The following is a 13515-nucleotide window of genomic DNA, read 5'->3' on the forward strand; positions in this document are numbered from 1 at the left end:
AAAGAAACCCCGAGAAGTGGGGAGACGACTCGGGGTCAAACGTGGCCTACATAAAGACCAGTAGCAACAAGCTACAAGCATCGGAGCACAATGCCTGATCCTGCTGTTACATAATCTGACTGACCTTGGCGCAGGAAGGTTCCCACAGAAAACAATTCAATTTCGGCTGGCCAGGATTTTGTCCTGAGCCGCATTGCGCAACGCCGCGATAACGCAGGGCTCCAGACGTCCTTCGGCGATCAGCACGTCACGGTGCAAACCGTCGACCACATCCGTCAGCAGGCGTTTATCCGCCAACTGGGCTTGATTGAACCCATGCTCGACGACGATGGCGCCGGTCGCATTCTTTAGTGTTACCAGGCATTCGCCATGGGTTCCCGACGGGGTCAATGTCACCTGATACGGGCTCAGAGCCTCACCGAGCAATAGACTGATACTTTCCATCTCGATCACCACTCAATAGTCCGAAAACAAAGTGCCTGGGGCATGTCTACCTTAAATGACCGCTGGCCCGAGAAGAAAGTTCTGGATTCCAACTGAAAGCGCATCGGCGCCGATCCCCCTGTAGGAGCGAGCTTTGCTCGCGATGGACGTTAACGATAACAAGGGCTGTCAGAATAACTCCGGTGTCCTCGCGACCTTCGCGAGCAAGCTCGCTCCTACAGGGGGCATTGGCATCTCTGATTGACGGAGCATGCACGATTAAGATGACAGGGAAAAAACAGTCCACTAGGCAATGCCAGCTAGCCAAAAAGCCTCAGGCAAACGTCCCTCTGCGCACCAATGAAAAAGCCCGTCGAATGACGGGCTTTTTGATGCCGCAATGCTGACCGGTTACAGCGGCTTCCCACGGTTACCATGCTGACTGACAAACGCCTGCACAGCCTTGAGGTCATTCGGCAACACAGTGCAACGCTCATCACGCTCAAACAAATCAGCCAGGTGCACAGGCAATTCCAGCGCTTTGCCCACACCGGCTTTTTCCACGGCATCCGGGAATTTCACCGGGTGCGCCGTACCCAGGATCACCATTGGAATATCCAGGCTGCGACGGCATTCGCGCGCGGCCTTCACACCGATGGCGGTATGCGGGTCCAGCAACTCACCGGTTTGCTCGTAGACTTCAGCGATGGTTTCGCAGGTTTGTGCGTCATCCACAGCCAGGGAATCAAACAGCTTGCGGGCTTCGGTCCAGCGTTCTTGTTCGACGCTGAAACCACCGCCCTGCTTGAAGCTGTCCATCAAACCGGCAATCGCCGCGCCGTTACGACCGTGCAGGTCGAACAGCAGACGTTCGAAGTTCGACGAGACCATGATGTCCATCGACGGCGACAGGGTCGCGTGCAGGGTTTCCTTGACGTACTGATTGCCGCTCATGAAGCGGTGCAGGATGTCGTTGCGGTTGGTGGCGACGATCAACTGGTTGATCGGCAAGCCCATGTTGCGGGCCAGGTAACCGGCGAAGATATCGCCGAAGTTGCCGGTTGGCACCGAGAACGCTACCGAACGCGCCGGGCCGCCTAACTGCAGGGCTGCGTGGAAGTAGTAAACGATCTGGGCCATGATCCGCGCCCAGTTGATCGAGTTCACCGCGACCAGGCGCGTGCCTTTGAGGAAGCTCTGGTCGGCGAAGCTCGCCTTGACCATTTCCTGGCAGTCATCGAAGTTGCCTTCGATGGCGATGTTGTGGATATTTTCACCGAAGATCGTGGTCATCTGGCGACGCTGCACCTCAGACACACGGTTGTGCGGGTGCAGGATAAAGATGTCGACGTTTTCGCAGTGCTTGCAGCCTTCGATGGCGGCCGAACCGGTGTCGCCGGAGGTGGCACCGACGATCACTACGCGTTCACCGCGTTTTTCCAGCACGTAATCGAGCAGGCGACCGAGCAGTTGCAGGGCGAAGTCCTTGAACGCCAGGGTTGGACCGTGGAACAGCTCCAATACCCATTCATTGCCATTGAGCTGGCGCAAGGGCGCCACGGCGTTGTGCGAGAACACGCCGTAGGTTTCTTCAAGAATCTTTTTGAAATCGGCATCGGGAATGCTGCCAGTGACGAACGGGCGCATAACCCGGAAGGCCAGCTCGTGATACGGCAGGCCGGCCCAGGAAGCGATTTCTTCCTGAGTGAAACGTGGCAGGTTTTCCGGGACGTACAGACCGCCGTCAGTGGCCAGACCGGCCAGCAGGACGTCTTCGAAATTCAGGGCCGGTGCCTGGCCGCGGGTACTGATATAACGCATAGGGGCAAACCTTTGGTTTGAGCTTCAAGACTCAAGCTACAAGCTGCAAGTAAAAGCCAGAGTGCCTTTGACTTGCCGCCTGGAGCTTGCAGCTTGCCGCTGCTTTTGTTTAGTTCAGGTGCTCGACGCGGATCCGCACAACCGGACCGACTACGCCCGCCAAGGCTTCCAGGGCGGTGATCGCATCGTTCATGTGCTGTTCCAGCACGCGGTGGGTCAGCAGGATCATCGGTACCAGACCGTCATGCTCTTCGACTTCTTTCTGCATGATCGATTCGATGTTGATGCCGCGCTCCGACAGGATGCTCGCGACCTGGGCCAACACGCCCGGATGGTCCTTGGCCTGAATGCGCAGGTAGTAGGCGCTTTCGCAAGCTTCGATCGGCAGGATCGGGTGAGCCGACAGCGAGTCCGGCTGGAAGGCCAGGTGCGGCACACGGTTTTCCGGGTCGGAGGTCATGGCGCGAACCACGTCCACCAGGTCGGCGATCACCGACGAAGCGGTCGGCTCCATACCGGCGCCAGCGCCGTAGAACAGGGTCGAACCGGCAGCGTCACCGTTGACCATCACCGCGTTCATCACGCCGTTGACGTTGGCGATCAGGCGATCGGCCGGGATCAGCGTCGGATGCACACGCAGTTCGATGCCGGCCGCGGTGCTGCGAGCCACACCGAGGTGCTTGATGCGATAGCCCAGCGCTTCGGCGTAGTTCACGTCAGCGGTGGTCAGCTTGGTGATGCCTTCGGTGTAGGCCTTGTCGAACTGCAGCGGAATGCCGAACGCGATGGACGCCAGAATCGTCAGCTTGTGAGCGGCGTCGATGCCTTCGACGTCGAAGGTCGGATCGGCTTCGGCGTAACCCAGGGCTTGTGCCTCGGCCAGCACGTCTTCGAAGGTGCGACCCTTCTCGCGCATCTCGGTGAGGATGAAGTTGCCCGTGCCGTTGATGATACCGGCCACCCAGTTGATGCGGTTGGCGGACAGGCCTTCACGGATCGCCTTGATCACCGGAATGCCACCGGCCACGGCGGCTTCGAACGCCACGATCACGCCTTTCTCGCGAGCCTTGGCGAAGATTTCGTTACCGTGAACGGCGATCAGCGCCTTGTTCGCGGTTACCACATGTTTTCCGTTCTCGATCGCTTTGAGTACCAGCTCGCGGGCAACGGTGTAGCCGCCCATCAGCTCTATGACGATGTCGATCTCAGGGTTCGTGGCCACTTCGAAGACATCGTTGGTAATCGCAATACCGGTCGTCTGGAACTGAGGCTTTGGCGTGCGCATGGCAATTTGTGCCACTTCGATTCCACGCCCGGCACGACGAGCAATTTCCTCGGCGTTGCGCTGAAGTACGTTGAAGGTACCGCCACCGACGGTCCCTAACCCACAGATGCCTACTTTGACCGGTTTCACTGTGAACTCCCCATAAAACGGCCGACTCAAGGCCGGCCGTGAAAACAACCGCATGCTCGCGGTTCTCTATTAATGGCCCGGCGAACGTTGCCGCCGGACCATGATCGTCAAAGGCTGGCGATGACGATGCGAATTTATTTCGCGCCCAGCGCCAGTTTGGCGACTTGTGGCGCAGGCTGGTAGCCCGGAATGACCTGACCGTCGGCCAAAACGATGGCCGGCGTGCCATTCACGCCAATCGACTGACCGAGGGCGAACTGTTTGGACACCGGGTTATCGCACTTGGCGGCTTTGATTTCCTTGCCGTCGACCATTTTATCCATGGCCGCTTTCTTGTCTTTCGAACACCACACCGCTTGCAATTGTTCGTCACCCGGAGAGCCCAGGCCCTGGCGCGGGAACGCAACGTAACGCACTTCAATACCGCGCTTGTTCAGCTCAGGCACTTCGGCGTGCAGTTTGTGGCAGTACGGGCAAGTGGTGTCGGTGAACACCGTGATGTGCGACTTGGTTTCACCAATCGCCGGATAAACCACGGTTTCCGCGACCGGAATGTCGTTGATCAGTTTGGAAACACCCAGGCGTTCGGCCTTCTCGGTCAGGTTGACCGGTTTACCGTCCTTGAGCTGGAACAGGTAGCCCTGAACAATGTACTGGCCATCAGCACTGGCGTAGAGCACGCGACTGCCTTTGAGTTTGACTTCATACATACCCGGCAACGGGCTGGCGCTGATACTTTCTACCGGCACCTCGAGCTGGAGGTTTTCCAGGCTTTTACGAATGGCTTTGTCGGCCGCGTCATCGGCGACGGCAAAGGTGCTGACCAACGCAATAGCGGCGGCGGCGAAAATCTGGGTCAGACGCATGAGAACTCCTGAAGGCGGACAAATGGGTCGATCAGAACGCCCGTGCCGAAACACCGGGTCATAACCGCCCATCGTGCAAACCGGCAAAGCCTACCACATAAGGCCCGTGTGGCCGACTCCCGGTGATGCAAGGCATTGCAGACCGCTTTTTTGTGGGAGCGAGCTTGCTCGCGATTGCGATCTGACAGTCACCTTTGTATTGCCCAGGCTGCCGTCATCGCGAGCAAGCTCGCTCCCACAAAAAGGCAGATCGTAGACAGGTCATCCGCGCGGGTGATGTTTGGCGTGCAGGTCTTGCAAGCGGGCGCGGGCAACGTGGGTATAGATTTGGGTCGTGGACAGGTCGCTGTGGCCGAGCAGCATTTGCACCACCCGCAGATCTGCGCCGTGGTTGAGCAAGTGCGTAGCGAAGGCATGGCGCAAGGTGTGGGGCGACAACGACTTGCCGATCCCGGCGACCTTGGCCTGGTGCTTGATGCGATGCCAGAAGGTCTGGCGAGTCATCTGCTCGCCACGCTGACTGGGAAACAGCACATCGCTGGGACGCCCACTGAGCAGTTCACCACGGGCATCGCGCATGTAGCGCTCGACCCAGACAATCGCCTCCTCCCCCATCGGCACCAGCCGCTCCTTGCTGCCCTTGCCCATGACCCGCAACACGCCTTGGCGCAGGTTGACCTGTTCCAGGGTCAGGCTGATCAGCTCCGTCACCCGCAAACCGCAGGCATAAAGCACTTCAAGCATGGCGCGATCACGCTGGCCGATGGCTTCGCTCAGATCCGGAGCCTTCAGCAGTGCTTCCACGTCAGCTTCCGACAAGGACTTGGGCAGCGGCCTGCCCAGCTGCGGCATGTCGACACGCAAGGTCGGATCGACGGCGATCAGCTTTTCCCGCAGCAGATAGCGATAAAAGCCACGCACGCCCGAGAGAAATCGCGCTGTTGAACGAGGTTTGTAGTTTTGCTCCAGGCGCCAGGCCAAGTGATCGAGGATCAACTCGCGCCCCGCGTTGATCAGCTCCAGGCCCTTGTCCTGCAGCCAGCCGTTGAACAGGGCCAAGTCACTGCGGTAGGCGTCACGGGTGTTATCGGACAGACCTTTCTCCAGCCAAAGGGCGTCGAGGAATTGGTCTATCAATGGGTGGTCGATGGCAGGCATAGGCGCTCAAGAAGCGCTGCCTTGAGGCGGCGCTCGAAAAAAAGTGAACGGTAAAAATGGCCGCTAGTCTTTCATAGCCCGCTACTTCAAGGAACAGGTTGAAGCCCTCGGCGGGGTGGACGTTAATGGCGTTGGTACAATCGGAATCTGGTTGCGCCTCATAAATCTTCGCGAGCAGGCTCGCTCCTACACGGGATTTTGTGCGAACGACAGCGATCAATGTGGGAGCGAGCCTGCTCGCGAAGGCCGCACCTCGGTCACGACCTGTGGATAAATCGCGCACACAAAAAAGCAGCCCGTAGGCTGCTTTTTTCTGCATCGGAAGCTGGACTTAAGCCAGTTTTTCCTTGATGCGAGCTGCTTTACCGGACAGGTCACGCAGGTAGTACAGCTTGGCTTTACGTACGTCACCGCGACGTTTAACGGCCATGCTGTCGATTTGCGGGCTGTAGGTCTGGAAAGTACGCTCTACGCCAACACCGTTGGAGATTTTACGAACGGTGAAAGCACTGTTTACGCCGCGGTTACGCTTGGCGATAACAACACCTTCGAACGCTTGCAGACGCGAACGGTCGCCTTCCTTCACTTTCACCTGAACGACAACGGTGTCGCCCGGGGCAAAGGTAGGGATCTCTTTGGTCATCTGCTCTGCTTCGAGTGCAAGGATGATTTTGTTAGTCATGCTGTGCTCCTAAGGTAAATCAACGGACTTACCATCGATACGTTGTTAACTATCGTCCCGCTCGCGGATGTATTCCTCGAGCAGCTTCTTCTCTTCTCCAGAAAGCGAGCGGCTTTCCAGAAGATCGGCGCGTCGTTCAAAGGTCCTACCAAGGGACTGCTGTAAACGCCAACGCCGGATATGCGCGTGATTGCCACTTAGCAATACGTCGGGAACACGCTGATCCGCATACACCTCCGGTCGGGTGTAGTGCGGGCAATCCAGCAAACCATCCGTAAAGGAATCTTCCTCAGCGGAGTCCGCATGCCCTAAAGCTCCAGGCAGCAGTCGTGTAACCGCATCGATCAGGACCATCGCCGGCAGCTCGCCGCCAGACAGTACATAGTCGCCAATCGACCACTCTTCATCGACATGAGCCTCAATAAAGCGCTCGTCAATGCCTTCATAGCGGCCGGCAATCAGGATCAATGCATCCAGATTCGCCAACTCGCGTACCGCCGACTGAGTCAGTTGACGGCCTTGGGGGGACAGGTAAATTACCTTCGCCGCCTCCCCGGCTGCTGCCTTGGCCTGAACCAGAGCATCTTCCAGGGGCTTGATCTTCATCACCATGCCCGGACCACCGCCAAATGGGCGATCATCCACAGTGTGATGTCGATCCGTCGTGTAGTCTCGCGGGTTCCAACAGGTAAGCTGCAACAGCCCCTGTTTCACCGCCCGACTGGTGATGCCGTACTCGCTGATGGCGGAGAACATTTCGGGAAACAAACTGATCACTTCTACGCGCAAGTTAGCCACGCTTAGAAGTCCGCGTCCCAATCCACCTTCATCTCGCCTGCTGCCAGATCGACAGCCAACACGCATTGCTCCGTATAGGGCAACAGGCGTTCGCGATCATCCAGGCTGCCAGCGCAAGGCTTGACCACCATTACATCATTGGCGCCGGTTTCCAGAAGATGATCGATTTTCCCGAGCAATTGCCCGAGTTGATCAATAACCTTCAGACCTTCCAGCTGGTACCAGTAGTACTCGCCGTCGGTCAATTCAGGGAACAGGTTGCGCGGCACACAGATCTCATAACCAGCCAGAAGACGCGCTTCTTCACGATCATCAAGATCCTTGAGCTTTGCGACCAGGAACTTGTCGTTCCCACGTCCGCTGACCAGCTCGACCTGCTTCACATTGCCTTCGCGCTTGAGCGTCCAGGTTTTGTACTGCAACAGGTTTTCAGTCGGATCAGTAAAGGAATACACCTTCACTTCGCCGCGAACGCCATGAACCGAATAAATTTTGCCGATAACGATCAAATCATCAGCAACAGCTGGCGTCGCGTTCATATTGCTCAGGCCGCTGCCTTAGCAGATTCCTTCAACAACTGAGCAACACGCTCAGAAGGTTGTGCACCAACGCTCAGCCAGTAGGCTACGCGCTCTTGGTTCACGGACAGACGGACTTCTTGACCACGAGCAACCGGGTTGAAGAAACCAACCTGTTCCTTGTGCGAACCGTCGCGCGGGTTGCGGCTGTCGGTTACGGTCAAGTGGTAAAACGGGCGCTTTTTGGAGCCGCCAAGGGCAAGACGGATTGTTAGCATGTGAACATCGTTCCTGTAGTCGGTGCTGCAAATCTAAAGGCACAGCGGGCATAGGTGCCCGAAAGGCCGCATATTCTAAGGAATATCCGGACTTTTGCAAATGTCTTTTTCCGGCTGCCTATCGGCCGCCATCAAGATTTGCTATAGAGCCGTCGTTGAAAACGGCCGGTCAGCTCCCGCCAAGCGCGGGTTTGCTGGAGATCCCACTTCCGTGTGGGAGGCGCAAGAGCAAGCTCCTGCGTGAATTCTTTACATCTTTGGCATACCGCCGCCGGGCAACATACCACCCATGCCGCGCATCATTTTGGCCATTCCGCCTTTGGCAGAGAACTTCTTCATCATCTTTTGCATCTGCTTGTGCTGCTTGATCAAGCGACCGATGTCCTGCACTTGAGTGCCGGAACCCATGGCGATCCGGCGTTTGCGCGAACCGCTGATCAGCTCAGGGTCGCGGCGCTCGGCCGGGGTCATGGAGTTGATGATGGCTTCCATCTGCTTGAATTGCTTCTCTGCCGCGCCCTGGGCGTTGCCCATTTGCGCCAGGTTCACGCCGCCGATATTCGGCAGCTTGTCCATGAGGCCGCCGAGGCCGCCCATGTTTTTCATCTGTTGCAGCTGATCGCGGAAGTCTTCGAGGTCGAAGCCCTTGCCCTTCTTCAGCTTCTTGGCCAATTTGTCGGCCTTGTCTTTGTCGAGGGTCGCCTCAGCTTGCTCGATCAGGCTGAGCACGTCGCCCATGCCGAGGATGCGCGAAGCAATACGCTCAGGGTGGAACGGTTCGAGCGCTTCGCTCTTCTCGCCCATACCGATGAACTTGATCGGCTTGCCGGTGATGGCGCGCACCGACAGCGCGGCACCGCCACGGGCGTCGCCGTCGACCTTGGTCAGGATCACACCGGTCAACGGCAGCGCGTCGCCAAAGGCCTTGGCCGTGTTGGCGGCGTCCTGGCCGGTCATGGCGTCGACCACGAACAGGGTTTCGACAGGGTTGATCGCGGCGTGCAACGCCTTGATCTCGCCCATCATCTCTTCATCGATGTGCAGACGACCGGCGGTATCGACGATAACCACGTCGATGAATTTCAGTTTCGCTTCTTTAATAGCCGCTTGCGCGATGTCGACCGGCTTCTGGCTCAGGTCAGACGGGAAGAAGGTAACGCCGACTTCACCGGCCAGCATTTCCAGCTGCTTGATCGCGGCAGGACGATAAACGTCCGCGGACACGACCATGACCGACTTCTTCTTGCGCTCTTTAAGGAAGCGCGCGAGTTTGCCGGCGGTGGTGGTTTTACCAGCACCCTGCAAACCGGCCATCAGCACGACGGCAGGCGGAACGGCGCTCAGGTTCAGGTCTTCGTTGGCCACACCCATCAGGCTTTCGAGTTCGGCCTGGACGATCTTCACGAAGGCCTGGCCCGGCGTCAGGCTGCGCGACACCTCAGTGCCGACGGCGCGTTCCTTGACCGAATTGACGAAGTCTTTGACCACCGGCAAGGCGACGTCGGCTTCGAGCAACGCCATGCGCACTTCACGCAGGGTGTCTTTGATGTTGTCCTCGGTCAGCTTGGCCTTGCCGGTGACATGGCGCAGCGTCTGCGAGAGACGGTCGGTTAAGTTTTCAAACATTGCGCGATCCTTTCAGGCCCTGTGTAGACCGGGATAATGGCGGCCCAGACCGTGATAAACATGTACTCGGCGAGCCTGCGGCGTGGGCAGGTCGCGGATTATAGCGAAGACTGCGTCTGGCGGACACCTCGCACTTTCGTGTGATGTGGGTTCTATGCCAAACTCAGCGCCTTTCGGGCTTGCCTAACAGGATTTATGCTCCCCTTGTCACCCAGTTTACTTACGACTCTCGCCGCCGCCTGCTTATATGCCGCTGCGACTCTCTACCAGGGCACTCGTCTGGCCAAAGGCGCCAAGGCGAACAAGCGCCTGCTGGTCACGCTCGGCGTGCTGGCGGTACTGGCTCACAGCGCCAGCCTGTTCACCCACTTGCTAACGCCAATGGGCCTGGGCCTGGACTTTTTCAGCGCCGCCAGCCTGATTGCCGCCGCGGTCATAGCCCTGACGCTGCTGGCCTGCTCGCGGATCCCGGTGGAAAACCTGCTTGTCTTGCTGTTTCCGCTGGGCCTCGCAACCGTTTTGCTCGCGCAATTCGCTCCCGCCGGCACCGTTCAAATCATCGACGAAGAACCGGGCATCCTCGCCCACATCCTCCTGTCGATACTGGCCTATGGCATGTTCACCATCGCCGTGTTCCAGGCGTTGCTGCTGCTGGTTCAAGACCATCAGCTCAAGCACAAGCATCCTTCCGGGCTGATCAAGAACTTCCCGCCGCTGCAAACCATGGAGAGCCTGCTGTTCGGCTTCCTCTGGGCCGGCTGGACCCTGCTCTCGCTGTCGCTGATTTCCGGCTGGCTGTTCGTCGAAAACCTCTTCGCCCAGCACCTTGTACACAAAACCCTGCTGGCCTGCCTGGCCTGGATCGTCTTCAGCGTGTTGCTCTGGGGCCGTAACCACCTGGGCTGGCGCGGACACAAGGCCATTCGCTGGACCCTCGCCGGTTTCTGCCTGCTGATGCTGGCGTATTTTGGCAGCAAGCTGGTTCGTGAATACATCCTGCATATCTGACGGGCGGCATTAATGGACGATTTGCCCATAGGGCCGATGCTCGCAGTAGTGGCCCTGCTGATTTTATGGTCGGGGCTGTTTACCGCCATCGAAGCGGCGCAACAACACTTGCTGGCCCAGCGCGCCGCCTCGCGTTCAAGCGACAAACCGGTGGCAAAGCTGGGCTTTCCGCTCAACAGCCTGATCCTCTGCAACACCCTGTGCCGGACGCTTGTCGTGGTCATCAGCACCTTGCTGGCGATTTTCACCTGGGCAGAAAACGGTCCATGGGTCGCTTGCGCAGGGGCCGGCGCCATTCTGCTGGTGTTTGCCGAATATCTGCCGCGCACCCTCGCCACCCGCTATCCGGATGTGATCCTTAATCTGGGTAACACCCTGCTCCGCGCGCCACTGAAAATCCTCTACCCGGCCGCCTGGCTGCTGAATAGCATCAGCCTGTTACTGATGCGGCCGTTCGCCCGCAAAGCCAAAGTGGTGCAGTTCAGCGAAGACGAAGCACCGAAGGACCGGCTCGACGACCATGAACACGCCGCATGCCGTCCGCACGCACTCTCAGGCATCCATGCGCTGGACAACATCACGGTCAACGACATTCTGGTACCGCGCAGTGACGTGGACGGGATCAATCTCGACGATCCCCTCCCGGACATCATCGAACAACTGCGCCACAACAAGCGCACGCGCCTGCCGGTCTTCCACAGCGACATCAATCAGGTCGAAGCGGTGCTCAACACCCGGCAGATCCGCCATCTGCTGCCTGATGCCAGCCTGACCCGAGAAGCGCTGCTGGCCGCCAGTCACGAACCGTACTTCGTGCCGGAAAGCACGCCATTGCAACTGCAGCTGCTGAACTTCCACAAACAGCAGCGGCGCTTGGGCATGGTGGTCGACGAGTACGGCGAAGTGCTCGGCATCGTCACCCTGGAAGACATTCTCGAAGAAATCGTCGGCGAATTCGAAAGCCAGCACAGCCTGCACAACCCGCATATCCACCCCCAAGCCGACGGACGACTGGTCATTGAGGGCGCCGCGTCGATTCGCGAATTGAACAAAAGCCTCGGTTGGCACCTGCCAAGTGACGGCCCCAAGACCCTTAACGGCCTGGTGACCGAAGCGCTGGAAACGATTCCGGACAGCGCGGTGTGCCTGAAGATCGGGCGTTATCGCCTGGAAATCCTGGAAACCGAGGATAATCGCGTCACCCGGGTTTTGATCTGGCATACGAGCTCAGTTCCAGCTAGCCGATAAGTCCTGCGATCATGCGACTGTAGCAGCCGGCGTAGCCTGCGTTCGGCTGCGTAGCAGTCGTAAAATCAGGCGATGCGGTTCATCTGGTAGAACCAGCACTCAGGTTTTACGACTGCTGCGCAGCCGAACGCAGGCTGCGCCAGCTGCTACGAGGATTTGCGCTTGTTTGATCGTTAGCCGCCTTCCTATAATCGAGCCGCTTACCCAAGCGCCGCCCTACCCCAGTGCTACCCGCACGCTGCGTTAAACCCACATCCCTGGGTGTTCGACCATAATAATTCGCTCCAGTGGAGCATGACTGTCAGGGATCACCGCATGACGACGAGCACAACGTACAGCGAAACCACGCCTGCCCAGCCGACAAACTCCGCCACCCGCGTGGCCACGGCGAGTTTCATCGGCACCGCCATCGAGTTCTACGACTTCTACGTCTACGCCACCGCCGCAGCGCTGGTGATCGGCCCGGTGTTCTTTCCGCAGACTTCCGGCACTGCCCAGATGCTCTCGGCGTTCCTCACCTTTGGTATCGCGTTCCTTGCACGACCGCTGGGTTCGGCGCTGTTCGGCCACTTTGGTGACCGCATCGGCCGGAAGTCGACCCTGGTCGCTTCTTTATTGCTGATGGGCGTGTGCACCACACTCATCGGCGTGTTGCCCGGTTACGCCAGCATCGGGGCCTGGGCGCCGATCCTGCTGTGCGTGCTGCGGTTCGGCCAAGGCCTTGGATTGGGCGGCGAATGGGGTGGCGCGGCATTGCTGGCCACAGAAAATGCGCCCAAAGGCAAACGTGCCTGGTTCGGCATGTTCCCGCAACTCGGTCCTTCGATTGGCTTTCTGGCGGCTAACGGCCTGTTCCTGACCCTGGCCATGACCCTGAACGATGAACAGTTCCGCTCGTGGGGCTGGCGGATTCCGTTCCTGCTCAGCGCCGTGCTGGTGATGGTCGGTCTGTATGTGCGCCTCAAACTTCACGAAACGCCGGTGTTCGCCAACGCCATGGCTCGCCAGGAACGGGTGAAGATCCCGCTGGTCGAGCTGTTCAGCCAATACTGGGCGCCAATGCTGCTGGGCGCCGGTTCGATGGTGGTGTGCTACGCGCTGTTCTATATCTCCACGGTGTTTTCGCTCAGCTACGGTGTCTCGACACTCGGCTATACCCGCGAAACCTTCCTCGCGCTGCTGTGCTTCGCCGTATTGTTCATGGCGGCCGCAACGCCGCTGTCGGCCTGGGCCAGTGATCGCTACGGGCGCAAACCGGTGCTGATTATCGGCGGCGTGCTGGCAATTTTGTCCGGTTTCTTGATGGAACCGCTGCTGACCCAAGGCTCGACCTGGGGTGTGGCGCTGTTCCTGTGCATCGAACTGTTTCTGATGGGCGTGACATTTGCCCCGATGGGCGCGCTGCTGCCGGAGCTGTTTCCGACCCGCGTGCGCTATACCGGCGCGTCAGCGGCCTACAACCTGGGCGGCATTGTCGGAGCCTCGGCGGCGCCGTTCTTCGCACAGAAGCTGGTGGCGATGGGCGGTTTGAGTTATGTCGGCGGGTATGTGTCGGGGGCGGCGGTGCTGAGCCTGATTGCGGTGCTGTGCCTGAAGGAGACACGTCATAACGATTTGAATCGGGTGGCCTGATAGAAAAAGCTTCGCGGGCAAGTCGGATCGCCGCACCCCGGGC

The 13515-nt window shown here is 58.8% G+C and carries 13 protein-coding genes; 3 read left to right on the forward strand and 10 right to left on the reverse strand.

Features of this window, described 5'->3' with window-relative positions; translation table 11 throughout:
* Positions 1 to 156: 156 nt before the first annotated feature.
* The 10 genes from ACM6IR_RS03095 to ffh form a co-directional block, all read right to left on the reverse strand.
* Positions 157 to 444, reverse strand: a complete 288-nt coding sequence (locus ACM6IR_RS03095) for a DUF3509 domain-containing protein (protein ID WP_414906332.1) — start codon at positions 442 to 444, stop codon at positions 157 to 159.
* Positions 445 to 834: 390 nt separating this feature from the next.
* On the reverse strand, positions 835 to 2244 hold the full coding sequence (thrC, locus tag ACM6IR_RS03100) for a threonine synthase (RefSeq protein WP_414906333.1): 1410 nt from the start codon (positions 2242 to 2244) through the stop codon (positions 835 to 837).
* Positions 2245 to 2353: 109 nt separating this feature from the next.
* Positions 2354 to 3658 (reverse strand): homoserine dehydrogenase, encoded by a 1305-nt coding sequence (locus ACM6IR_RS03105; protein ID WP_123406326.1) that lies wholly within the window; start codon positions 3656 to 3658, stop codon positions 2354 to 2356.
* A 134-nt stretch (positions 3659 to 3792) separates the two neighbouring features.
* Positions 3793 to 4524 (reverse strand): bifunctional protein-disulfide isomerase/oxidoreductase DsbC, encoded by a 732-nt coding sequence (gene dsbC / locus ACM6IR_RS03110; RefSeq protein WP_414906334.1) that lies wholly within the window; start codon positions 4522 to 4524, stop codon positions 3793 to 3795.
* A gap of 261 nt (positions 4525 to 4785) precedes the next feature.
* Positions 4786 to 5682, reverse strand: a complete 897-nt coding sequence (xerD, locus tag ACM6IR_RS03115; protein WP_414906335.1) for a site-specific tyrosine recombinase XerD — start codon at positions 5680 to 5682, stop codon at positions 4786 to 4788.
* Between the two features lie 331 nt (positions 5683 to 6013).
* Positions 6014 to 6364: a 50S ribosomal protein L19 gene (gene rplS / locus ACM6IR_RS03120; protein WP_063322826.1), complete on the reverse strand. Its 351-nt coding sequence runs from the start codon at positions 6362 to 6364 to the stop codon at positions 6014 to 6016.
* A 45-nt stretch (positions 6365 to 6409) separates the two neighbouring features.
* The gene (trmD, locus tag ACM6IR_RS03125; RefSeq protein WP_010463006.1) at positions 6410 to 7162 is read right to left on the reverse strand and encodes a tRNA (guanosine(37)-N1)-methyltransferase TrmD; all 753 of its coding nucleotides are present in this window, start codon (positions 7160 to 7162) and stop codon (positions 6410 to 6412) included.
* A 2-nt stretch (positions 7163 to 7164) separates the two neighbouring features.
* Positions 7165 to 7701, reverse strand: coding sequence for a ribosome maturation factor RimM (gene rimM / locus ACM6IR_RS03130; protein ID WP_414906336.1), 537 nt, complete (start codon positions 7699 to 7701; stop codon positions 7165 to 7167).
* Between the two features lie 5 nt (positions 7702 to 7706).
* Positions 7707 to 7958 carry a 30S ribosomal protein S16 gene (gene rpsP / locus ACM6IR_RS03135; protein WP_003198088.1) on the reverse strand — a complete coding sequence of 84 codons (252 nt, stop codon included), beginning with the start codon at positions 7956 to 7958 and terminating at the stop codon, positions 7707 to 7709.
* 249 nt (positions 7959 to 8207) lie between these two features.
* Positions 8208 to 9584, reverse strand: coding sequence for a signal recognition particle protein (gene ffh / locus ACM6IR_RS03140; protein WP_414906337.1), 1377 nt, complete (start codon positions 9582 to 9584; stop codon positions 8208 to 8210).
* Between the two features lie 195 nt (positions 9585 to 9779).
* Between ffh and ACM6IR_RS03145 the strand changes: the two genes are divergently transcribed.
* From ACM6IR_RS03145 to ACM6IR_RS03155, 3 genes are all read left to right on the forward strand, one after another.
* A complete protein-coding gene (locus ACM6IR_RS03145; RefSeq protein ID WP_414906338.1) occupies positions 9780 to 10592 on the forward strand; it encodes an inner membrane protein YpjD in 813 nt (270 codons plus the stop codon).
* Positions 10593 to 10604: 12 nt separating this feature from the next.
* Positions 10605 to 11840 (forward strand): transporter associated domain-containing protein, encoded by a 1236-nt coding sequence (locus ACM6IR_RS03150; RefSeq protein ID WP_414906339.1) that lies wholly within the window; start codon positions 10605 to 10607, stop codon positions 11838 to 11840.
* Positions 11841 to 12155: 315 nt separating this feature from the next.
* Positions 12156 to 13472 carry an MFS transporter gene (locus tag ACM6IR_RS03155; RefSeq protein WP_414906340.1) on the forward strand — a complete coding sequence of 439 codons (1317 nt, stop codon included), beginning with the start codon at positions 12156 to 12158 and terminating at the stop codon, positions 13470 to 13472.
* Positions 13473 to 13515 lie beyond the last annotated feature (43 nt).

Origin of the sequence: Pseudomonas sp. IT-P253, from assembly GCF_949768125.1 — a bacterium.
Classification (GTDB): Bacteria; Pseudomonadota; Gammaproteobacteria; order Pseudomonadales; family Pseudomonadaceae; genus Aquipseudomonas.